The sequence below is a fragment of the Blautia sp. AF32-4BH genome, assembly GCF_003460565.1.
GTDB classification, from domain to species: domain Bacteria; phylum Bacillota; class Clostridia; order Lachnospirales; family Lachnospiraceae; genus Fusicatenibacter; species Fusicatenibacter saccharivorans.
This window is the reverse complement of sequence record NZ_QTVL01000006.1, coordinates 130,522-151,158: the sequence shown is the minus strand read 5'-3', so window position 1 is coordinate 151,158 and position 20,637 is coordinate 130,522. Positions and strand designations below refer to the sequence as shown.

Genomic DNA, 20,637 nt, shown 5'->3' with positions numbered 1-20,637 from the left:
AGCCGGATTCCTGATGCATGGAAATCTGACTCTGTGCGTTACATGCAGCGGCCTTATACAAACAGGGTACATCCCTGTCGCTTAAACTGTTCGATCTTTTCGTCAATGAGCTCCGGCGTTACACCGAGATGCTCGGCAAGACACTGCTTGCAGAAAAACTGTTCTGCGCCGCGGTTGATAAATTTACGGTGGGCGCCGATCTCGTTATGTGTGAGTTCTTTGCCGCACTGCATACAGCGTGCCATCAGAGTTTTACGACCTTTGCACGGTATACTTTTGATGCAAACGGCTCGAGTTCTGTGACAAGGGATGCATTGTTTGCACACAGGTTCTCGCAGGTCCAGACCTCAGTAAGTTCCAGAGTACGGCCAGTGGAGAACGGAAGGCCGATCTCATCCAGATTCATGGCTGCACGTGATTTTTCATCACTGAGATTGAACATACCGATGGCGAGATCTCCGTCTGCGAGTGCCTTCACATAGATCAGAACCTTGTCATTCCATGCATGGTTTTTCACTTTATACGGCTGACGGCAGAGCGGATCCTGGTTGATGCGGATCATTTCGTCATTCATGAGAATGCGGCGGGTTTCGTCGCTCATCTCGCGGATGTCGCAGCCGATCATCAGCGGGGAGCCAAGGAATGCCCACAGTGCATAGTGTGTCTGATACTGGACATCGCTGCAGCCGGCCAGTCCAACATTTCCTTTTCCATGCATGCCGACGATCAGCATGTCCATATCGTTGAAGCAGCCGACGCCGTTGTACGGATGCAGTTTTTCCTGCTGTGCCACGAGATCTTTGACAGAATCCCAGGTATCAAAGATGTCGCCGGTGGAACGCCACATGGAAGCGCCGGTTTCTTTGATCCACTCATGCGTTTCATCAGCACCCCAGGAGCAGGCAGAGAAGAGAATGTCGCGGCCGCAGTTCTCGAGTGCCAGTCCCATGCGGCGGTACAGATATTTTCCGTGCAGGATCGGGCTGTGGTAGCAGTAGTCGTATTTTAAGAAATCAACATCCCAGGATGCGAAAGTTTCCGCATCGACAAATTCGTGCTCATAGCTGCCAGGGTAGCCGGCACACGTCATGTTTCCGGCGCAGGAATACATACCGAATTTCAGCCCTTTGGAATGAACGTAATCGGCAACGGCTTTCATACCATGCGGAAATTTTTCCGGATCCGGCACAAGACGGCCGTTTTCATCGCGTTCACGTAAAGACCAGCAGTCGTCGATGACAAGATATTCGTATCCTTTATCGCGCAGGCCGCTCTCGGCCATGACATCAGCAGTTTCAAAAATCATTTTTTCATTGATATTTTCTCCGAAGGTGTTCCAGGAATTCCAGCCCATCGGCGGTGTAAGTTTGATCATAGTATTGACCTCCCGTAAGTTTTGATGTACTTTGAGTATAGATGGATTTACAGAGCAAAACCATGGAATTTTAAGACAAAAGCATGGATTTTTGCTTCATAAAGAATAAAATACGGGAAAAGGAAAGAATATGCTTGTATCAGAAATGAACGGGATCCGGCCTGTCGATGCCGGGCGGCAGGACTGCCATGATCTGCATTCCTGGGGGCCGGGTGTACGGCAGTGCTATATTATACATTATATTATAAGCGGAAAGGGAACGTTTACCTGCGGGAAAAAGACGTACACACTTACCGCCGGACAGAGCTTTTTAATCTGTCCAGAGCAGGTGGTGCAGTACGCGCCGGATGAGAACGAGCCGTGGGAATATGCGTGGGTTGATTTTGTCGGGGAACAATGCCGGCAGATTCTGGCACGGTCGGTACTGAACCCACAGCAGCCGGCGGCGCCGCCTCTCCGTCAGGAAAGGCTTCTGCCGTATTTTGAGCGTCTCTGCCAGATGGAACTCTATCGCCGGAACAGCCAGGAGGCCGTCGGTGTGCTGCTTGCGCTTCTGGGCGTGTACCAGGATCTGGCGGAGCCGCAGCGGGAGGAGAGAAAGAAGGAAGATCCGCGGATCATGGAAGCGATGGCTCTGATTGCCGCAGGGTATCACAGGAGTGAGTTCTGCGCGGAGACAATTGCGCGGAAAATGGCGGTCAGCCGCACAACGCTGAACCGTCTGTTTCAGAAGAAAATCGGCTGGTCACCAGGACAGTATCTGCTGGAATATCGGCTGCAGCAGTCAGAAAAGCTGCTGCAGATGGGGATGATGGTCAAACAGACGGCGCTGTCGTGCGGATTTGAAGATCCCTTTTACTATTCCCGTGTGTTCCGGAAACACTATGGAATGCCGCCGTCGGATTACCGGCTGGAGTTTGCAGAAATTCAGTGAACGGCGGGCGTTACCGCTCGTCGGAGAGATAATTCCGCATAGAGCGCAGGGCGGACTTTTCCAGCCGGCTGACCTGCGCCTGCGAGATGCCGATTTCCCGGGCAACCTCCATCTGGGTCTGCCCCTCATAGAAACGCATGCGGATGATCTGGCGTTCGCGCTCATTGAGACGGGCGACCGCGTCCTGCAGGGCGAGGTTCTGCACCCAGTTTTCTTCTTTATTTTTCTTATCACTTAACTGATCCATGACATACAGGGTATCGCCGCCTTCCGTGTAGACGGGCTCATACAGACTCATTGGGCTTTGGATTGCATCGAGGGCATAGACGATATCCTCTTTTCCAATGCCGATTTCAGCGGCGATTTCCTCGATCGAAGGCTCTTTCTGGTTCTGCTTGAGATAAAGTTCGCGGGCGCAGATGGCGCGGTAGGCAGTATCCCTGAGGGAACGGCTGACGCGGATCGCATTGTTGTCACGCAGATACCGCCGGATTTCACCGATGATCATCGGCACGGCATAGGTGGAGAAACGGACGTTTAAGGTCGTGTCGAAGTTATCAATCGCCTTAATCAGGCCGATACAGCCGATCTGAAAGAGATCGTCGGCGTTTTCACTGCTGTTGGAGAAGCGCTTGATCACGCTTAAGACAAGGCGCAGATTGCCCTGAATGTAGCGTTCGCGGGCAGCAGCATCTCCTTCGCGGGCCTTTTTCAGCAGAGTCTCTTTTTCTTCGGCATTCAGTACGGGAAGGCGTGATGTATTGACTCCGCACAGTTCAACTTTATTGATCGCCATGGTATGCATCCTCCTGAAACATGGAACGTATGGTTACCGTTCGTTACTGTTATACGTTCATGATTGGCAGTTGGCGGGACGAATATACGAGAGCCCGGAAAATTTCATAAAGTTTTAGTCCTTGACAAAGCTTTTGGAAAATGATTTCCTGCTATTGTAGAAACGGCGGAAAGTGTGATAAGATAAGGGAAGTGTACGAAATGCGAGGTCTTGTTTTATGATGAGTGGAAAGGAACGAAGAGAAGAGATTCTTCAAAGAATAACAAACAGTAAGACGCCGGTCTCCGGTGCAGCGCTGGCGAAGAGCTGTGAAGTCAGCCGTCAGGTGATTGTCCAGGACATTGCCCTGATCCGCGCTGCCGGATACGATGTGATTGCGACAAACCGCGGCTACATCTGCAGCAGCCCGGTGAGAGAGACGCGGGTCTTTGAGGTGAATCACACGGATGAGCAGATGCAGGACGAGCTGAATACAATTGTGGATTTCGGCGGCGTTGTGCTGGATGTGATTGTGCGTCACGAGGTTTACGGAGAACTGCGGGCGGAACTTAATATCAGTTCACGAAATAAGGTGGCACTGTTTATGGAAGAAATCCGGCAGGGAAAATCACGGCCGCTGAAGAATATCACATCAGGGGAACATTTTCATACCGTATCGGCAGACTCTGCGCAGACCCTGGATCTGATTGAAGAGGAACTGCGAAAGAAAGACTACCTGGTGCGGACTGTGAAATAGGGGAAAAAGCCCTTATTTTCACAAAAAACTGTTATTCGAAAAAATTTTAAATTTTTTTCAAAAAGGTGTTGACTTTTCTCTTAGGATAGTGTAATATACATGATGTCAGCGGGAACGAGTGATAAACAAAGAGTTCTAAAGCGACAAAGAAATGTGCGTTTAGCTCAGCTGGATAGAGCGTTTGGCTACGGACCAAAAGGTCGGGGGTTCGAATCCTCTAACGCACGGACGGTAACCGTCCTGGTGAAAACCAGGGCGGTTTTTTCGTATGCAGAATGAAAAATAAAACAAGCGGCCTTTTGGTCAGCAGCCAGACGGCCGCACTTTTTGAAAAAATCATGGGGAAACAACTTGTACGCTCATTGACACAAGTGAGATACATCTCCTATAATAAAGCCAAATTTAAGATCTCGAAAGGGGACAAGTTATGGCTAAGTTAGTAATTGATGCGAACAGAAAGCTTTCAAAAATCAATAAGGAAATCCAGGGACAGTTTTCGGAGCATCTGGGAAGATGTATTTATGAAGGACTCTATGTAGGAGAAAATTCCGATATTCCGAACGTGAACGGAATGCGTACCGATGTTGTTGAAGCACTGAAAAATATCAAAGTTCCGGTACTGCGCTGGCCGGGCGGATGTTTTGCAGATGAATATCACTGGAAAGACGGTATCGGACCGAAAGAAAGCCGCAAAAAAATGATCAACACCAACTGGGGCGGTGTTGTCGAGGACAACAGCTTTGGTACCCACGAATTTTTTGAGCTCTGCCATCAGATCGGATGTGAAACCTATATCAACGGAAATATGGGAAGCGGTACTGTGCAGGAGATGTCGGAGTGGGTTGAATATATGACATTTGACGGGGTATCTCCGATGGCAGACCTTCGTGCGGAAAATGGCCACGAAAAGCCGTGGACCGTCGATTTCTTCGGCATCGGCAATGAGAACTGGGGCTGCGGCGGAAATATGAATCCGGAATTCTACGGAAATATGTACCGCAGATATCAGACCTTTGTGCGTGATTACGATGGAAACAAAAAGATCCGGAAGATTGCCTGCGGCGCCAATTCGGATGATTATGAGTGGACGCAGGAAGTGATGAAAGCATGCTTCCGCAGAATCTCCCCACAGCAGCATGGCATGATGGATGGCCTGTCGCTTCATTACTATACGGTGCCGGAAACCTGGGATCACAAGGGAAGTGCAACGGAGTTTGCGGAAAAAGACTGGTATAAGACCATGAAAAAGACGATGTATATGGAAGAGCTGATCCGCCGCCACAGCGCCATTATGGATCAGTATGACCCGGACAAAAAGGTCGGCATGATCGTGGATGAGTGGGGTACCTGGTATGATGTGGAGCCTGGAACGAATCCGGGATTTCTGTATCAGCAGAATACCATGCGTGACGCACTGGTCGCAGGGATCAACCTGAATCTCTTCAATAAACACAGCGACCGTGTCAAGATGGCAAATATCGCACAGATGGTCAATGTTCTGCAGTCGATGATCCTGACCGAGGGGGAAAAGATGGTCAAAACTCCGACGTATCATGTTTTTGATCTGTATCAGGTACATCAGGAAAATGATCTTCTGGCAAGCTCTCTGGAAACGGAGCAGGTTGGTCTGGAAGACGAATACATGGTTCCGAATCTGACGGAATCTGTTTCGGTAGATGCCAACGGTGTACTTCATATTACGATGACGAATGTGGATCTGGAGAAAGCATATCCGGTAGAGGCGGTACTTCTTGGAAAAGAAGCCGGCGAGATCAAAGCCGAGATCGTAACCGGCCATATGCAGGATAAAAACACCTTTGAAGCGCCGGAGACGGTTGGCGTTCAGGGCTTTGACGGTGTGCAGGCAACAAAAGAGGGAATTTCCTTTACCATTCCGGCGTGCAGTGTGCTTCATATCGCCGTAAAATAGGGAAACCATAAAAACCAGAAGATATCTGGGATGAAAAAAGATTCGGTTCCGGAGGAGTTTGATGGACGGAAATACCAGGATCTGTAAAAAATGCCTGCTTCGTGAGATGGACGAGGCAGGCTTTTTTCAGAATATGTATGATTATATTGCAAGAATTCCGGCGGACGATAAAACGCCGGAGGAGGAATACGAGCGGCGGCTTTCCATCTGTAAGGAGTGTGAAAAGCTGCTGTCCGGCATGTGCCGCATGTGCGGCTGCTACGTGGAGATGCGGGCAGCGATTGCACTGCGGGACTGCCCGGGGAAAAAGTGGTAGCAAAAGAGAAACCCCGCACAGCGGATCCTGTGAAAACAACGGATCCCTGTGCGGGGTTTTGAGAATCAGCGAAGTCGGTAAGATCAGTTGGGACTTGTTTGCGTCTCCGTTGCGACTTTCGGATCCTTGAAATAGCGGGACAGCTTCGGCACGGAGATGAACAGCGTCAGAAATTCGGCGACCGGAATCGACAGCCACACACCGTTGGTGCCAAGCACGAGCGGCAGAAGCAGCGCGGAGAGAACGATAAAGACGAAGGTTCGCAAAAAAGAAATCAAAGCAGAGGTCTTTCCGTCTGACAGTGCCGTAAAAATGCCGGAGGCGACGATATTCGTACCGCAGAACAGGTAAGCGATGGAGAACAGATATCCGCCGTGGCGTGTCAGTTCAAAGCCGTACGTGCCTTTCTGCATGAAAACGGCGGAAATAACAGGAGAACCGAAGGCGGCCACAAGTGCGATGATCACAGAGCTTACCACAACGAAGCGGATACTGATGCGGTAAAGCCGGATCAGCCGCTGTTTGTTCCGGCTGCCGTAGTTGAAGCTGAACACAGGTGCAACGCCGATACTGTAGCCGAGGTACAGCGCAACAAAGAGAAACTGTCCGTACAGAATCGCCGTGATGGCGGCAACACCGATTTCGCCCTCAAATTTCAGCATCAGCATGTTGAAAAGGTAAGTGACAACGGCTGCAGAAAGATTGCTGACCATCTCGGAGGAACCGTTGAAGCAGCTTGTGGAGAGCAGGCCTTTGGAAAATTCCGGCCTGGTGAAACGAAGGCCTTTTCGGGCAAAGGTAAAGTATAAAATACCGGCAACGGCCGGAATGCACTGGCCAAGGCCGGTGGCAAGGGCCGCTCCCGCAACACCAAGATGGAGCGGAACGACAAACAGATAGTCCAGAAGCATGTTGGTAATGCCGGCGGACACCGTAAGGGAAAGTCCGAGTCCCGGGCGCCCTGCCGTTACAAAGAAGGACTGGAACAGCGCCTGGAGAAGACAGACCGGGGCAAAGAAAAGGATCGTCCGCAGATAGGCGGTACCGTAATCCATCAGCACCGGCGTTGCACCGAGCAGACTGCAGATCTGACGGCAAAACAGGTTGCCGAGCACTGCGCCCAGAATACCGATGATCAGTGTGGTAAGGGTAAGGGCCGAAAAGTTACGGTTGGCTTCCTCCTGTTTTCCCTGTCCGATCTTTGCGGCGACAACGGCGCTGCCTCCGGTACCGAACATGATGCCGACGGCAAGAAGAATGCTGACGGCAGGATAGACGATATTGGCGGCGGAAAGCGCCATGCTGTCCACGTACTGTGCGATGAAAAAGCCATCCACAATACTGTAGAGAGACATAAAGATCATCATGATGATCGATGGAAACGCAAACTTCAGCAGAGAGCGGAAGTTGAAATCCTTGGCGAGTGACTGGCTCATAATCAAAAACCTCCTTTTTATGTGTGAAAAGCCTTTTTCAGACACGCTTTAGATGGGAAAGATTTCTTGTGAAAATTTGAATCGTTTGCTATTATAAAGGATAGGGTAACCCTATAGTCAAGTGCAAAAAAGGTGAAAAACAGGAAAAATTCCGAGAGCACATATTCAGGAAAAGGAGTCAGAAATGGGAAAACAGGAGTATTTAAGCGCGGGGCGATTTGCAGCGCTGGTAGGCACGACAAAGGAAACGCTCTTCCATTATGATGAGATTGGGCTGTTCGTACCAAAAAGAAGAGGGACAAACGGCTACCGGTATTATGCGATGGATCAGATGGAAACGTTTGATGTGATCGGAATGCTGCGGGAGCTGGGCATGCCGCTGGCAGAGATTCGAAATTATCTGGAACAGCGAAGTCCTGAAAAATTCGGAGTACTGCTGGAACAGGAGGAGAAGGTGGTGCGCGAAAAAATGCAGCGGCTCCGCGAGATGCAGCGCTGGATTGGGGAAAAGAAGCGGTTTCTGGCACAGGCATCGGCGGAATGCCGTGAGGCGTTTGAAAAAGATCCCTTCTGTCCTGTGGGGATCCATACCCTTCCATTGCAGTATCTTGTCACAAACCACAGCGAGTCAGCGGATAATCTGGCAGTCAATCAGAAAATCGGAGAGCTCTATGCTTACTGCGGGCAATACGGAAATCGAAGTTCGTATAATGTGGGGTTTGTTCAGAAACGGGAAACACTGGAAACGGGGAATTTTCTGGATTACCGTGATTTCTATCTGATTTTTGATCGTGTGCCGGCGAAAGTGCGATACACGGTTCGGCCGGAGGGAGAGTATCTTTGCTATTATTATAAAGGACCATGGCAGGGAATTGAAGCGGCGTACCGGAAGCTGTTCCGATATGCCACGGAACAGAAACTTTTGCTGGATGACCGCTTTTATGAGGAATATATGGTGGACGCGCTGACCAGTCAGGAAATGGAACAGTATATTACGAGAATCGCCGTAAAAATTTTAAGATAGACAGGTAGGAGGGGAAAAAACAAGATTTTCACAAACTTTTTTCATTCTCCTCTTGACCATGACGCAACGTCACCCATTATAGTGAGGGTACAACAAGTTGAATTGACATAAAACTGAGACGATAAACACACCAAAAAGGAGAAAAAGCATGAAAGTATTAGTAACAGGCGGAGCCGGATTTATCGGCGGAAACTTCGTACATCACATGGTAAACAAATACCCGGACTATCAGATCGTAAACCTGGACCTGCTGACCTACGCAGGAAACCTGGAGACTCTGAAACCGGTTGAGGACAAACCGAACTACAAATTTGTAAAAGGTGATATCGCAGACGAAGCTTTCATCATGGATCTGTTTGAAAAAGAGAAATTTGACGTTGTTGTCAATTTCGCAGCAGAGAGCCATGTAGACCGTTCCATCGAGGATCCGGGCATCTTTGTTCAGACCAACGTAATGGGAACCCGTGTACTGCTGGATGCTTCCAGAAAATTCGGCGTAAAGAGATATCATCAGGTATCTACCGATGAGGTTTACGGAGACCTTCCGCTGGATCGCCCGGACCTGTTCTTTACAGAGAATACCCCGATCCACACCTCCAGCCCGTACTCTGCATCCAAAGCAAGCGCAGACCTGTTTGTACTGGCTTACCACAGAACCTTCGGTACCCCGGTTACCGTTTCCAGATGCTCTAACAACTACGGCCCGTATCACTTCCCGGAGAAGCTGATTCCGCTTATGATCAGCCGCGCACTGGCAGACGAAGAGCTTCCGGTATACGGAAACGGTGAGAATGTCAGAGACTGGCTGCACGTATCCGACCATTGCGAAGCAATCGACCTGATTATCCATAAAGGTAAAGTAGGCGAGGTTTACAACATTGGCGGACACAACGAGAGAACAAACCTTCAGGTAGTACAGACCATCCTGAAAGCTCTGGACAAACCGGAATCTCTGATCAAATACGTAAAAGACCGCCCGGGCCATGACAGAAGATATGCAATCGACCCGACCAAGATCGAGACTGAGCTTGGATGGAAACCAAAATACAATTTCGATACCGGAATTGCACAGACAATCCAGTGGTATCTGGACAATGAAGACTGGTGGAAACACATCATCAGCGGTGAGTATCAGAACTACTTCGCTGAGATGTACAAAGACCGTCTGTAAGAGAGAAAAGTGAAATGCAAAGGCCGCAAAAAAGCGGCTTTTGCGAAGGAGTGGTGGATATGGATCAATATTATACCACTGGTGAATTTGCCCGGATGGCCCATGTGACCATTCGGACAATTCGCTATTACGACAAAAAAGGGCTGCTGAAGCCGAGCTTTATTAACGAATCCGGTTATCGGATGTATTCGGATGAGGATTTTCTGAAGCTGCAGAAAATTTTATCGCTGAAATATCTCGGATTTTCCCTGAATGAGATCGGAAATATGACGATTCACGATACGAGTGCGGATATTCTGAAATCATTGAAAATGCAGATCGGACTTGTGCACAAGAAGATGGAAAATCTGGAGCAGATGGAAAAGGCGCTGCAGAATACGACACAGATTCTGGAGGAGACGAACCAGATCGACTGGACCGGCATTTTGAACCTGATTCATCTGACCGATATGGAAAAGACGCTGGTGGAGCAGTACAAAAACGGAGAAAACCTGAATATCCGTATTTCGCTGCACGAGCAGTATTCCCAAAATAAAAAGGGATGGTTCCCGTGGCTTCTGGAACAGATGGATTTTGACGGTGCACGCCGGATTCTGGAGATCGGCTGCGGAAACGGGCAGCTCTGGAAAAAAGCGGAGCCATCCGTGCTGAAAGGAAAGTATATCTGTCTGTCTGACCTGTCGGACGGCATGATCCGGGATGCGGCGGAAAATCTGGGAGAAAAAAAGGCATCCTGTTTTGATTTCCGGACACTGGACTGCCAGAAGCTTCCGTTTCCGGATGCGGAATACGACCGGATTATTGCAAATCATGTTTTGTTCTATGTCCAGAATCTGTCCCGCGGTCTGCAGGAAATCAGCCGTGTGCTTTCAGATGACGGCGTGTTCTACTGCAGTACGTATGGAAAAGGCCATATGAAAGAGATTACCGATCTGGTACAGGAGTTTGATCCGCAGATCAATCTTTCGGAGGTGGCGCTGTATACTATTTTTGGTCTGGATCACGGAGAAAAGCAGTTAAAGCCTTATTTTGGCAGCGTAGAGAAAAGAATCTACGAGGACAGTCTCTGGGTCGACCGGCCGGAGCCGCTTCTGGACTATATCCTTTCCTGCCATGGAAATCAGAATGAGTATCTGTATCCGAGACAGCGGGAATTCAAAGAATTTCTGGAAAAGAAAATTCAGAAACACGGCGGAATTGAGATCACAAAAGAGGCAGGGGTTTTCATCTGCAGAAAATAACGGGAGAGGCCGACATGAAAATGGGGGTCTCTTTTTTATCCCTCATTTTAGGCAAGTTTGACAAAAATGTTAAAAAATAAATACAGAGTATGTTTTTTGTATTGCCAGAGATCACAAAAGGATGTATACTAAAGTAGAATGTCTAAGTATGCGTGACTTGAAGAAAGAACACAAAAAGAGGGATAAGGTATGAAGGAATTATTTGATGTACACTGCCATATGGTCCCGGGGGTAGACGACGGTGCAGCTGACCTGGAAGAGTCGCTGGCGATGCTGAAAATGCAGCACGAGGACGGGGTCAGGAAGATTATCATCACACCGCATTATCGGCGGCGGATGTTTGAAACACCGGCAAAAAAGGTACATGAGCAGTTTCTGAAACTGCAGGAAGCGGCAAAAAAGGAATATCCGGATATGTCGCTTTATCTCGGGTGTGAACTTCACTCGAACATGGATCTTCAGGATATCCTGGAAAAACGGAAATATGTGACCATGGCCGGTTCATCCTATGTTCTGTTGGAATTTTCCGAGGGAGATTCCGCACAGCATATCCGTGAGAGAGTCTACAATGTACTGTCCTGCGGTTACGAACCGATTATCGCGCATGTGGAGCGCTATCAGGCAACGGTAAAGAGCGTCGGATTTTCCAGCGATCTGGTGGATATGGGCGCAAGACTGCAGGTGAATGTGGAAAGTATACTTGGAAAGTATACGTGGGGGGCAAAACGCTACTGCAGAAAACTGATGAAGGAAGATCTGCTCGGTTTTGTCGGCAGCGATTCCCACAACACAAAAACACGTATTCCCAACATAGGAGCAGGCGCTGCCTATGTTTCAAAAAAAATGGGAGAGGCATATGCCGAAAGGATTTTCCACGATAATCCGATGGAAATCTTAAGGGATGCCGGAGAAATCTAAAAAAAGTCAGGAGAAGAAGATGGAAACGAATCAACAGAATCAGGATGAAATTGAAATCGATTTACTGGAACTGCTTCGTGTGCTCTGGAGCAAAATTGGCTATGTGATTTTAGCTGCATTGGCACTTGGCCTTCTGATGGTACTGGTCAGCAAAGTATTTATGAAGCCGCAGTATGAATCGACGACAAAAATGTATGTACTGTCAAAACAGGACAGCAGCAGTACTGTAACAAGTGGAGATCTGCAGGCAAGTTCTCTTTTAACCAAAGACTATGCGGAGCTGATTCAGAGCCGTCAGGTTGTTGAAACCGTTATTGCACAGTTAAATCTGGATCTTACCTATGAGGAGTTTTTGAACAAAATTACTGTTACTACACAGAACGATACGCGTATCCTTTCGATTACAGTAAAAGACGAAGATCCGTATGTAGCAAGCCAGATGGCGGATGCAATCCGTGTAGCAGCATCAGATCATATTCAGAACGTTATGAACACAGAAGCTGTAAATGTGGTAGATGAGGCGAATATTCCAGATGAGCCGGTAAGCCCAAGTATTAAGAAAAACGGGCTGATCGGTGCAATAGCAGGTGCATTTATCGCGATTGTCATCATCATTATTGTTTATCTGACAAATGACACCATCCAGACCTCCGAAGATGTAGAACGTTATCTGGGTGTCAGTACACTCGGCATAATTCCTCTTGCAGAAGGACAGAAAAAGAGCAAGAAGAAAAACAAAAACGGCCGTGGAAGAAAGAAATAAGGGAGGATACGGAACGTGAATCAGGTAGTAGTAAAACAGGAAAAATCAGGCTATCAGATTGTGGAAGCCTACAAATCTCTTCGGACCAACCTTCAGTTCTGCGGAGAAGATAAGAAAGTAATCGCGGTTACAAGCTGTACACCAAATGAGGGAAAGAGCAGTGTTTCTATGCAGCTCGGCATTTCTCTTGCAGAGAGCGGAAAAAGAGTGATTTTGATCGATGCCGATCTTCGGAAATCGGTTCTTCTTGGAAGAACGAAAACACAGAAATCTGTTCGCGGACTGGCACACTTCCTGTCCGGTCAGGCAACTCTGGAGGATGTCATCTGTTCTACCAATGTAAAGAACTTTTACATGATTTATTCCGGCCCGTTTCCGCCGAATCCGGCAGAGCTTCTGGGGGGAAAGAACTTCCGAAGTCTTTTAAATGCACTTCGTAAAGTTTACGATTATGTGATTGTGGATACTCCTCCGCTTGGAAGCGTTATCGACAGTGCAATCGTTGCAGAAATCTGTGATGGTTCAATCATGGTCATTGAGTCCGGTGTGATCAGCTATCGTTTTGCACAGGAAGTAAAGAGCCAGCTCGAGAGAAGTAACTGCCCGCTGCTTGGCGTTGTCCTGAACAAGGTGGATATGCAGAAACAGGCGTATGGTAAATACGGAAAATACGGTCAGTACAAATATGGAGATTACGGCCAGGAGGAGGACGATTAACTGCCATGAAAAAAGGGATTGTTGCAGGTTTGATTGTCCTGTGCGTGGCGCTAGGAGCCGGTACAGCAGCTGTCGTAGTGACGGACGACCGAAAAGGCCCGGAAATCGAGCTTCCAGCTGATGGGGATGTAACGTATGCGGAAGGCAGTGATACAGCGCCTTTGCTGGAAGGCGTTACTGCAACGGATGAGAAAGACGGAGATGTGACAGATTCGCTGATGATTGAAAACATTTTCCCGAACGATGACCATACCAGTGCATCGGTTGTCTATGCGGCAAAGGACAGTCACAATAATGTATCAAAAGCAACACGCCGCGTGAATTATAAAGCTGCAGCGGAAGATACCCCGGCGGAAAATGAGGCTACGCAGGAAACGGATAACAGTGGGGCGGCAGATGAGTCTGCACCGGCAACAGAGGAGCCGCAGCAGAATGACACAGAGGGCACAAAAAATGAGACAGATGCGCAGATGGAAATCGAAGCACTGCCGGCAGAAAGCCCAAAATTGTACCTGAATACGTATGAAGTAACAGTGGAAGCCGGAAACGATCTGGACAAAACCAGCTATATCAAAGAGATGACCGATGATGCAGACAGCCAGGAGTCACTCTTTAACCAGATTGAGATCGACGGCGATGTGGATACTGCAGTGCCGGGAGATTACACGCTGACGTATCATGTGACGGACAGCGATGGAAACAGATCAAATGCAGCGGTGCTTACCGTACACGTTCAGTAAGAATAGAAGAACTGCTCTGATGGGGATGCCCGATCGGGGCAGTTCTTTTTTCAAGTTTTTACGGCGCGAGTAAAATTTGACAGCCCAAAATGAGTATGGTAGAGTGAGAAAGAAAGACGGCATAAGGGGGCAGAGGAGATGCTTCGAATCTGGCAGAAAACAGAAAAACAGAAGCTGGAGCCGGTAGGAATGGGAACGGCGTTCCCCTTTTTAAAGGAAAAGAACCATGTAGTTTCTATCATCGGCGGCGGCGGAAAAACGACGCTGCTGTACGAGATGGCAGGCTTTTGTGTAAAAAATGATCAGAAGGTACTGGTGACAACTTCGACGCACATTTATCGTCCGCCGAAGGAATGGCATGACCAGAGTCTGGAAGCGGTCGAAAGAAAATTTCGCACAGGCCGCGCAGCGATTATCGGGAGTGCCTGCCGGGATCCGGAAAAGCTTTCCATGCCGGAAACGGAACTATTTGAAGAGGCACGCAAAAAGGCCGATCTGACGCTGATCGAGGCGGACGGCGCAAGGCACCTGCCGTGCAAGGCACCGGCGGAACATGAACCGGCGCTGCTTTCCTCTTCAGATCTTGTGATTGGTGTGACAGGTCTTTCGGCACTGGGACAGCCGCTTGGCAAGGGCTGCTTTCGGGCAGAACGGGCGGCGGAACTGCTTGACTGTACGATGGAACACCATATCACGGAAGAAGATCTGGCACGGCTGATCGCATCGGAACAGGGACAGCAGAAGGATTTGAAAGGCAGAACGTTTTATGCGGTACTGCACCAGTATGAGGAAAAAGAACACCGGGCGGCCGCAGAGAAACTTGTGGAGCTGCTGCGCAGGCAGGGGATCGAGCATGTTCTGGTTACGTGCGCGACAGGAAACAGAAGACAAAGCGGTGAGAACACGAATCCCTGGTATGGGAGAGCAGAGCTTCCCGTGCGTGAAGCGGAAGAAGAGTGGGAACCCGGAGAATAAAACGGAAATAGAACGGAGGAGACAGATGGCGGAATTTACCCATTTTAAGAAAGACGGCAGCGCCGTCATGGTCGATGTCCATGAGAAGCCGGACACGTACCGGGCAGCATCGGCGACGGGAACCATACAGGTAAGCCCGGAGGTATTTGCAGCCGTGCGGGACCATACGGCGAAAAAAGGCGATGTGCTCGGCGTTGCACGGCTGGCAGGTATCATGGGGGCGAAAAAGAATGCGGAGTTGATTCCGCTGTGCCACATTGTGCCGCTGACGAACTGCGAAGTGACATTTACCACGGACGAGAATACAAATTCTATTACGGCCGTGTGCACCACATCATGTGTCGGAAAGACCGGCGTGGAGATGGAGGCGCTGACTGGCGTTTCCACAGCGCTGCTCACGATCTACGATATGTGCAAGGCGATGGACCGCGGCATGGTGATTCGTGATATCCACATTCTGGAAAAGGACGGCGGAAAGAGCGGTCATTATATCTATCAGAAAGAGGAAAAATAAAGCATGACAGAAAAGAAAGATTTCCCGGTTTTCCGGGTGGGAATTGTAACGTTAAGTGACAAAGGATATCAGGGCGAGCGCGAGGATAAGAGCGGCCCAAGGATCAAAGAGCTGCTTCCGGCGGAGCAGTATGAGGTCGTTTCGATGCGTCTTCTGCCGGATGAGCGGGCGATGATCGAGGAGGAACTGATCCGGCTTGCCGATCTGGAGCAGTGCGATCTTGTCCTCACGACAGGCGGCACGGGATTTTCCATGCGGGATGTGACACCGGAGGCAACTCTGGCGGTATCCGGCCGTGTGGCACCTGGCATCGCGGAGGCGATCCGCGCGGGCAGCATGGCGATCACAAAACGGGCGATGCTGAGCCGGGCAGTGAGTGCAATCCGTCATCGGACGCTGATTATCAATCTGCCGGGAAGCCCGAAGGCGGTGGAAGAGAGTCTTGGATTTGTACTTGATACCCTGCCGCATGCGTTGGGACTTCTGCGCGGAACGGACGGAGAGTGCGGAAGAAGCTGAAAAAAGAGGGAACAGGTAACGATGGAAGAAGAAAAAATTATTTTCTGTAAGAGCGGCGGCTGTACGGCAAAGCTCGGGGCAGGCGTGCTCGAACATATTCTGGAGAAGCTGCCGAAAGGGGAAAAGGATCCGAATCTGCTGGTGGGCTATGACAGCAAAGACGATGCATCCGTCTACCGGCTGACGGACGACCTTGCGATGGTCCAGACGCTGGATTTCTTTCCGCCGGTGGTGGAGGATCCGTACACGTTTGGAAAAATTGCGGCGGCGAATGCCTTAAGCGACATCTATGCGATGGGCGGAGAGGTGCGGACAGCCCTGAATATCGTCTGCTTTCCGGAACAGATGGATCTGAATGTCCTCGGAGAAATCATGCGCGGCGGCGCGGAAAAGGTGCAGGAGGCGGGCGGATCGCTCTCCGGCGGTCATTCGATTGCGGATGACAGTGTAAAATACGGCCTTTCTGTCACGGGAACCGTGCATCCGGACCGGATCTGGCAGAACAATACGGGCCGCGTGGGTGATCTGCTCATTCTGACGAAACCGCTCGGAACCGGCATTCTCTGTGCGGCGCACCGCGTCGGGGAGGAAAACCCGGGTGGATTTCAAAAGGCAGTGGAATCAATGATGACGCTGAATAAGTACGCCTCGGAGACGGCACGGAAGTATAACATTCATGCCTGTACCGATGTAACGGGCTTTAGTTTCCTAGGACATCTGCATGAGATGATGGAGTCGGGCGTGTCCTGCCATATCTGGGCGGATCAGATTCCGGTGTTCCCGGGGGCTGTGGAAGCGGCGGAGGAGTTTCTGATCACTGCGGCAGGCCAGCGGAACCGGAATCATCTGGAGCAGCATGTGACCTTTAAGGATATACCGTTCGGCATGCAGGAGGTGCTGTTTGACCCGCAGACATCGGGAGGGCTTCTGATGGCCGTGGATGCCGTGGATGCAGAAAAAATGCAGAGAAAACTGCTGGAGCAGGGGATTCCGGCAGCAATCGTTGGAAAAATCACAGAGCCGGCAGGAACCGAAATTTATGTGACACAGAGCAGGAAATGGTAAGGCAGGGAGGATGAAAAATGGCAGAGATGGAGAAAAAGACAGTAAACGCAATGGGTGATGTGTGCCCGGTACCGCTGGTAAAGGCAAAAAATGCGATTGCAGAACTTGCGGGAAGCGGAAAAGTGGAGGTTCTGGTGGATAATGAAATCGCCGTGCAGAACCTGGAAAAAATGGCGCAGCAGAAAGGATATGGCTTTCTGGTAAAAGAGAAGAAAGAAAAAGAGTATCATGTGGAGTTCACCGTATCGGAAACAGAGCCGGCTGAAACAGAAGAGAAAACCGTATGCCTCGTACCGGCGGCAAAGAAAACAAAACTCGTCGTTCTTTCTGCAGACCATATGGGCGAAGGAGCCGAGGAGCTGGGTAAAATTCTGATGAAGAGCTTCCTTTATGCACTGACCCAGCAGGATGAGCTGCCGGATACGATTCTGTGCTACAACGGCGGTGCAAAGCTGACCTGCAAGGGTTCCGAGTCCCTGGAGGATCTGAAAGATCTGGCAGCGCGCGGCGTTGAAATTCTGACCTGTGGAACATGCCTGAACTTCTACGGCATCACCGAAAAGCTGCAGGTCGGCAGTGTGACCAACATGTATGACATCGTGGAGCGCATGAGCAGCGCAGACCGCGTGATTAAGCCATGATTTACCTCGATTCGGCGGCAACGTCGCTGTGGCATCCAAAAGAAGCAGAGGAGCGTATGATCCAGGCACTGCGCGGCTGTGGAAATGCAGGCCGCGGTGCACACGATGCGACACTGGATGCGGGCCGCATCGTCTTTGAGACGAGAATGCGGCTGGCAGAGTTGTTTCACGCGGAGAGTCCGGAGCGGATTGCATTTACGTGCAACGATACGGAGGCACTGAACACGGCAATTTTCGGACTCTTCGGGCCGGGGGATCATGTGATCACGACAGTCTGCGAGCATAATTCCGTTCTGCGCCCGCTGTATGCACTGGAAAAACAGGGACTGGAGCTTTCCGTGATCCCGGCGGATGTATCTGGAAGGATCGATTACGATCAGATGGAAGCGGCAGTGCGGAAAAACACGAAAGCGTTTGTCGTTACGCATGCCTCCAACCTGACCGGAAATATCACGGATCTTGCGCGGGTGTGCGAAATTGCGGAACACCATTCCCTGCTTCTGATCGTCGATGCGGCGCAGACAGCGGGGATTCTGCCGATCAATGTACAGAAAAGCGGGATCGACGTGCTCTGCTTTTCCGGCCACAAGGGACTATTAGGGCCGCAGGGAACCGGCGGAATCTACGTCCGTCCCGAACTTTCGATCCGGCCGCTCAAAATGGGCGGAAGCGGAATCCGAAGCTATGAAAAAGAACAGCCTGCGGCGATGCCGGAGCACCTGGAAGCTGGAACTTTAAATGTCCACGGAATTGCGGGACTTCTGGGAGCGCTGGAATATCTGGAGAAGACGGGGATTGAAATGATTTACAAAAGAGAGAGGGAGCTGATGCACCTCTTTCTGGAGGAAATTCAGGGAATCCCGGGACTTACTTTATATGGAACAGACGATCTGCAGCAGCGGGTACCAACGGCGGCATTAAACATCGGCTCCTGTGATTCGGGATATGTCAGCGACTGGCTGTATGAGAACTATGGTATTGCAGTCCGAAGCGGGGCACACTGCGCGCCGCTGATGCACGAAGCACTCGGGACACGGGAGCAGGGAGCCGTGAGGTTCAGCTTTTCCCATGTACTGACGGAAGAAGAAGTCCGGATTGCCGCGCAGGCTCTGCGGGAGTTTGCCGAAGAAGAAATGCAGCAGTGAGAGAGGCGGCAGCCGGCATCCGGGATACAAAAGAAGCTGGAAAAAGGAAGAAACGATATGAGACAGCGAAAAGAAACCTGGATTCTGACGTTTGCGGGGACAACGCAGGCGATGCAGATGGAGCAGTATGCGAGAGCGCACGGCCTGCCGGGAAGGATGATCCCCGTTCCGCGGGAAATTACGGCGGGCTGCGGCCTTTCCTGGAAAGCAGCGCCGGAAGAGGGAAAAGAAATCCTTGCGGCACTTCAGACGGCGGGACTTGCCTATGAGGCGGAGTACCGTGTGCTGTTGTAGAGGTGTGAGGTGGAAATGGAAGAAAAAGAAGAAACATTACGACAGAAGCTGCGGTACGACATGCGGCTGCGCGTCAGCCGGACGGATCATGCCTTCGGTCCCGGTGTGGCGGAGCTGATGGAGCATGTGGAAGCAACCGGCTCCCTTTCGAAGGGCTGCAAATGCATGCAGATGGCGTACTCGAAGGGATGGAAAATCTTAAAGCGCGCCGAGGAGGATCTCGGCATCCCGCTGGTACAGGGCAACCGGGGCGGCAGCAACGGCGGCCAGACGGTACTGACCCCGGAGGGAAAAGAATTCCTGAAGCGGTACCGGAAGTTTGAACAAGAAGTCCGCGCAGGCGCCGATGCGTCGTTTCAGAAGTGGTTTGGAACAGAAGAAAAATAACATTTTTTACGGGGACACGTTGACAAAACGGGTCCTTTCCTGTATTTTTATTAATGGAAAAAGCGTTATTCTCGAACAAGAATAACGAAGCAGGCCGCGGAAGACGGAAGAAAACGGCTGCTGCTGAAACGAAAGAAGGAAGACAGCGAAGATGAAAAAGAAAGATCTGATCGTGGTACGGGGAGCAGGAGATCTTGCAACCGGTACGATCCATCGTCTGAAAAAAGCGGGCTTTCGTCTGCTGGTTCTGGAAGCAGAGCACCCGGCGGCGATCCGGCGGCAGGTGGCTTTGAGCGAAGCGGTATATGCCGGCAGTGCCAGGGTAGAGGACGTGGAAGCCGTGCGCATGGACGTGGATCTCGCAGAGAAAAAGAACCGGAAAGAACTTCTGGAACAGGAAATGGAACGGATCTGGAAGAAAGATGGTGTTCCGGTGCTCGTGGATCCGGCGGGACTAAGCATTGCAGCACTTCGCCCGGCCGTCGTGGTCGATGCGATTCTGGCGAAGAAAAATCTTGGGACGACAAAAGAGATGGCGCCGCTTGTGATTGCCCTCGGACCGGGCTTTACGGCAGGAGAAGATGTGGATGTTGTAATTGAGACGAAGCGCGGTCATAATCTTGGACGCGTGATCCGAAGCGGAAGCGCGGTTCCGAACACTGGCATTCCGGGCATCATCGGCGGGTACGGAAAAGAGCGTGTGATGCATGCACAGGCGGAAGGTATTCTGCGGAATGCGGCTTCGATCGGAGACATTGTGGAAGCCAGGGCTGTGATTGCAGAGATTGAGACAGAAAACGGGACGGTACCTGTGGAAGCATCTCTCTCCGGTCTGCTGCGCGGGCTGATCCGCGACGGCTATCCGGTGACGAAGGGATTTAAGATTGCGGACATCGATCCGCGGAAAGAAGAACTGCAGAACTGCTTCACGATTTCCGATAAGGCGCGGTGCATCGCCGGAAGCGTGCTGGAAGTGATCTGCGGGGAACTGGAATAGATT

Annotated in this window: 24 protein-coding genes and 1 tRNA gene; 21 read left to right on the top strand and 4 right to left on the bottom strand. The window is 50.5% G+C overall.

Annotation, left to right across the window (positions count from 1 at the left end; translation table 11 throughout):
* Positions 1-53: 53 nt before the first annotated feature.
* Both DWZ44_RS09475 and DWZ44_RS09470 read right to left on the bottom strand, forming a co-directional pair.
* The gene (locus DWZ44_RS09475) at positions 54-245 is read right to left on the bottom strand and encodes a hypothetical protein (RefSeq protein WP_022461561.1); all 192 of its coding nucleotides are present in this window, start codon (positions 243-245) and stop codon (positions 54-56) included.
* Positions 245-1,375, bottom strand: a complete 1,131-nt coding sequence (locus tag DWZ44_RS09470; RefSeq protein WP_022461562.1) for a glycoside hydrolase family 27 protein — start codon at positions 1,373-1,375, stop codon at positions 245-247. Before DWZ44_RS09470 ends, DWZ44_RS09475 begins: the two co-directional genes overlap by 1 nt.
* Before the next feature lie 130 nt (positions 1,376-1,505).
* Between DWZ44_RS09470 and DWZ44_RS09465 the strand changes: the two genes are divergently transcribed.
* Positions 1,506-2,309, top strand: coding sequence for an AraC family transcriptional regulator (locus DWZ44_RS09465; RefSeq protein ID WP_117804735.1), 804 nt, complete (start codon positions 1,506-1,508; stop codon positions 2,307-2,309).
* A 10-nt stretch (positions 2,310-2,319) separates the two neighbouring features.
* On the opposite strand, the gene sigG is transcribed toward DWZ44_RS09465, so the two are convergent.
* The gene (gene sigG, locus DWZ44_RS09460; RefSeq protein ID WP_055220491.1) at positions 2,320-3,105 is read right to left on the bottom strand and encodes an RNA polymerase sporulation sigma factor SigG; all 786 of its coding nucleotides are present in this window, start codon (positions 3,103-3,105) and stop codon (positions 2,320-2,322) included.
* A gap of 220 nt (positions 3,106-3,325) precedes the next feature.
* Between sigG and DWZ44_RS09455 the strand changes: the two genes are divergently transcribed.
* The 4 genes from DWZ44_RS09455 to DWZ44_RS09440 all read left to right on the top strand — a co-directional run bounded on the left by DWZ44_RS09455 (position 3,326) and on the right by DWZ44_RS09440 (position 6,087).
* Positions 3,326-3,841, top strand: a complete 516-nt coding sequence (locus tag DWZ44_RS09455; RefSeq protein WP_055220692.1) for a transcription repressor NadR — start codon at positions 3,326-3,328, stop codon at positions 3,839-3,841.
* A 153-nt stretch (positions 3,842-3,994) separates the two neighbouring features.
* Positions 3,995-4,068 (top strand) — tRNA-Arg (locus DWZ44_RS09450).
* A 200-nt stretch (positions 4,069-4,268) separates the two neighbouring features.
* On the top strand, positions 4,269-5,771 hold the full coding sequence (locus DWZ44_RS09445) for an alpha-N-arabinofuranosidase (protein ID WP_117804734.1): 1,503 nt from the start codon (positions 4,269-4,271) through the stop codon (positions 5,769-5,771).
* A 61-nt stretch (positions 5,772-5,832) separates the two neighbouring features.
* On the top strand, positions 5,833-6,087 hold the full coding sequence (locus DWZ44_RS09440) for a DUF6171 family protein (RefSeq protein WP_055220495.1): 255 nt from the start codon (positions 5,833-5,835) through the stop codon (positions 6,085-6,087).
* Positions 6,088-6,170: 83 nt separating this feature from the next.
* On the opposite strand, the gene DWZ44_RS09435 is transcribed toward DWZ44_RS09440, so the two are convergent.
* Positions 6,171-7,523: an MATE family efflux transporter gene (locus DWZ44_RS09435; RefSeq protein ID WP_117804733.1), complete on the bottom strand. Its 1,353-nt coding sequence runs from the start codon at positions 7,521-7,523 to the stop codon at positions 6,171-6,173.
* A 184-nt stretch (positions 7,524-7,707) separates the two neighbouring features.
* On the opposite strand from DWZ44_RS09435, the gene DWZ44_RS09430 reads away from it, so the two are divergent.
* From DWZ44_RS09430 to yqeB, 16 genes are all read left to right on the top strand, one after another.
* Complete coding sequence (locus DWZ44_RS09430; protein WP_117804732.1) at positions 7,708-8,547, top strand: MerR family transcriptional regulator; 840 nt, start codon at positions 7,708-7,710, stop codon at positions 8,545-8,547.
* 148 nt (positions 8,548-8,695) lie between these two features.
* Positions 8,696-9,718, top strand: coding sequence for a dTDP-glucose 4,6-dehydratase (rfbB, locus tag DWZ44_RS09425; protein WP_022461570.1), 1,023 nt, complete (start codon positions 8,696-8,698; stop codon positions 9,716-9,718).
* 59 nt (positions 9,719-9,777) lie between these two features.
* The gene (locus DWZ44_RS09420; protein ID WP_117804731.1) at positions 9,778-10,959 is read left to right on the top strand and encodes a MerR family transcriptional regulator; all 1,182 of its coding nucleotides are present in this window, start codon (positions 9,778-9,780) and stop codon (positions 10,957-10,959) included.
* Positions 10,960-11,148: 189 nt separating this feature from the next.
* On the top strand, positions 11,149-11,877 hold the full coding sequence (locus tag DWZ44_RS09415) for a CpsB/CapC family capsule biosynthesis tyrosine phosphatase (RefSeq protein ID WP_055227942.1): 729 nt from the start codon (positions 11,149-11,151) through the stop codon (positions 11,875-11,877).
* Positions 11,878-11,896: 19 nt separating this feature from the next.
* Complete coding sequence (locus DWZ44_RS09410; protein WP_055228010.1) at positions 11,897-12,640, top strand: YveK family protein; 744 nt, start codon at positions 11,897-11,899, stop codon at positions 12,638-12,640.
* Positions 12,641-12,655: 15 nt separating this feature from the next.
* Entirely contained in the window at positions 12,656-13,357 is a 702-nt protein-coding gene (locus tag DWZ44_RS09405) for a polysaccharide biosynthesis tyrosine autokinase (protein ID WP_055227943.1), read from the top strand.
* Between the two features lie 5 nt (positions 13,358-13,362).
* Positions 13,363-14,097 (top strand): immunoglobulin-like domain-containing protein, encoded by a 735-nt coding sequence (locus DWZ44_RS09400; protein ID WP_117804730.1) that lies wholly within the window; start codon positions 13,363-13,365, stop codon positions 14,095-14,097.
* 138 nt (positions 14,098-14,235) lie between these two features.
* A complete protein-coding gene (gene yqeC / locus DWZ44_RS09395) occupies positions 14,236-15,072 on the top strand; it encodes a selenium cofactor biosynthesis protein YqeC (RefSeq protein WP_117509368.1) in 837 nt (278 codons plus the stop codon).
* A gap of 25 nt (positions 15,073-15,097) precedes the next feature.
* Entirely contained in the window at positions 15,098-15,586 is a 489-nt protein-coding gene (moaC, locus tag DWZ44_RS09390; protein ID WP_022462471.1) for a cyclic pyranopterin monophosphate synthase MoaC, read from the top strand.
* 3 nt (positions 15,587-15,589) lie between these two features.
* Positions 15,590-16,105: a MogA/MoaB family molybdenum cofactor biosynthesis protein gene (locus DWZ44_RS09385; protein ID WP_117804729.1), complete on the top strand. Its 516-nt coding sequence runs from the start codon at positions 15,590-15,592 to the stop codon at positions 16,103-16,105.
* Between the two features lie 21 nt (positions 16,106-16,126).
* Positions 16,127-17,170, top strand: coding sequence for a selenide, water dikinase SelD (selD, locus tag DWZ44_RS09380; RefSeq protein WP_055220516.1), 1,044 nt, complete (start codon positions 16,127-16,129; stop codon positions 17,168-17,170).
* A gap of 26 nt (positions 17,171-17,196) precedes the next feature.
* Positions 17,197-17,811 (top strand): sulfurtransferase-like selenium metabolism protein YedF, encoded by a 615-nt coding sequence (gene yedF, locus DWZ44_RS09375; protein WP_334294806.1) that lies wholly within the window; start codon positions 17,197-17,199, stop codon positions 17,809-17,811.
* Positions 17,808-18,956, top strand: coding sequence for an aminotransferase class V-fold PLP-dependent enzyme (locus DWZ44_RS09370; protein ID WP_117509365.1), 1,149 nt, complete (start codon positions 17,808-17,810; stop codon positions 18,954-18,956). Before yedF ends, DWZ44_RS09370 begins: the two co-directional genes overlap by 4 nt.
* Positions 18,957-19,013: 57 nt before the next feature.
* Positions 19,014-19,250, top strand: a complete 237-nt coding sequence (locus tag DWZ44_RS09365) for a DUF3343 domain-containing protein (protein ID WP_022462466.1) — start codon at positions 19,014-19,016, stop codon at positions 19,248-19,250.
* A 15-nt stretch (positions 19,251-19,265) separates the two neighbouring features.
* Complete coding sequence (locus DWZ44_RS09360; protein ID WP_022462465.1) at positions 19,266-19,637, top strand: winged helix-turn-helix domain-containing protein; 372 nt, start codon at positions 19,266-19,268, stop codon at positions 19,635-19,637.
* 151 nt (positions 19,638-19,788) lie between these two features.
* Positions 19,789-20,634 carry a selenium-dependent molybdenum cofactor biosynthesis protein YqeB gene (gene yqeB, locus DWZ44_RS09355; RefSeq protein WP_022462464.1) on the top strand — a complete coding sequence of 282 codons (846 nt, stop codon included), beginning with the start codon at positions 19,789-19,791 and terminating at the stop codon, positions 20,632-20,634.
* Positions 20,635-20,637: the final 3 nt, after the last annotated feature.

Bases quoted from the DNA above. Each gene is read 5' to 3' on its own strand.
- DWZ44_RS09420 (WP_117804731.1), top strand. From the start codon at position 9,778: ATGGATCAATATTATACCACTGGTGAATTTGCCCGGATGGCCCATGTG.
- DWZ44_RS09435 (WP_117804733.1), bottom strand. From the start codon at position 7,523: ATGAGCCAGTCACTCGCCAAGGATTTCAACTTCCGCTCTCTGCTGAAG.
- DWZ44_RS09360 (WP_022462465.1), top strand. From the start codon at position 19,266: ATGGAAGAAAAAGAAGAAACATTACGACAGAAGCTGCGGTACGACATG.
- DWZ44_RS09445 (WP_117804734.1), top strand. From the start codon at position 4,269: ATGGCTAAGTTAGTAATTGATGCGAACAGAAAGCTTTCAAAAATCAAT.
- DWZ44_RS09410 (WP_055228010.1), top strand. From the start codon at position 11,897: ATGGAAACGAATCAACAGAATCAGGATGAAATTGAAATCGATTTACTG.
- DWZ44_RS09430 (WP_117804732.1), top strand. From the start codon at position 7,708: ATGGGAAAACAGGAGTATTTAAGCGCGGGGCGATTTGCAGCGCTGGTA.
- DWZ44_RS09365 (WP_022462466.1), top strand. From the start codon at position 19,014: ATGAGACAGCGAAAAGAAACCTGGATTCTGACGTTTGCGGGGACAACG.
- DWZ44_RS09415 (WP_055227942.1), top strand. From the start codon at position 11,149: ATGAAGGAATTATTTGATGTACACTGCCATATGGTCCCGGGGGTAGAC.
- DWZ44_RS09475 (WP_022461561.1), bottom strand. From the start codon at position 245: ATGGCACGCTGTATGCAGTGCGGCAAAGAACTCACACATAACGAGATC.
- yqeC (WP_117509368.1), top strand. From the start codon at position 14,236: ATGCTTCGAATCTGGCAGAAAACAGAAAAACAGAAGCTGGAGCCGGTA.
- DWZ44_RS09465 (WP_117804735.1), top strand. From the start codon at position 1,506: ATGCTTGTATCAGAAATGAACGGGATCCGGCCTGTCGATGCCGGGCGG.
- sigG (WP_055220491.1), bottom strand. From the start codon at position 3,105: ATGGCGATCAATAAAGTTGAACTGTGCGGAGTCAATACATCACGCCTT.
- DWZ44_RS09440 (WP_055220495.1), top strand. From the start codon at position 5,833: ATGGACGGAAATACCAGGATCTGTAAAAAATGCCTGCTTCGTGAGATG.
- DWZ44_RS09470 (WP_022461562.1), bottom strand. From the start codon at position 1,375: ATGATCAAACTTACACCGCCGATGGGCTGGAATTCCTGGAACACCTTC.
- yqeB (WP_022462464.1), top strand. From the start codon at position 19,789: ATGAAAAAGAAAGATCTGATCGTGGTACGGGGAGCAGGAGATCTTGCA.
- yedF (WP_334294806.1), top strand. From the start codon at position 17,197: ATGGAGAAAAAGACAGTAAACGCAATGGGTGATGTGTGCCCGGTACCG.
- selD (WP_055220516.1), top strand. From the start codon at position 16,127: ATGGAAGAAGAAAAAATTATTTTCTGTAAGAGCGGCGGCTGTACGGCA.
- DWZ44_RS09385 (WP_117804729.1), top strand. From the start codon at position 15,590: ATGACAGAAAAGAAAGATTTCCCGGTTTTCCGGGTGGGAATTGTAACG.
- DWZ44_RS09455 (WP_055220692.1), top strand. From the start codon at position 3,326: ATGAGTGGAAAGGAACGAAGAGAAGAGATTCTTCAAAGAATAACAAAC.
- rfbB (WP_022461570.1), top strand. From the start codon at position 8,696: ATGAAAGTATTAGTAACAGGCGGAGCCGGATTTATCGGCGGAAACTTC.
- DWZ44_RS09370 (WP_117509365.1), top strand. From the start codon at position 17,808: ATGATTTACCTCGATTCGGCGGCAACGTCGCTGTGGCATCCAAAAGAA.
- moaC (WP_022462471.1), top strand. From the start codon at position 15,098: ATGGCGGAATTTACCCATTTTAAGAAAGACGGCAGCGCCGTCATGGTC.
- DWZ44_RS09400 (WP_117804730.1), top strand. From the start codon at position 13,363: ATGAAAAAAGGGATTGTTGCAGGTTTGATTGTCCTGTGCGTGGCGCTA.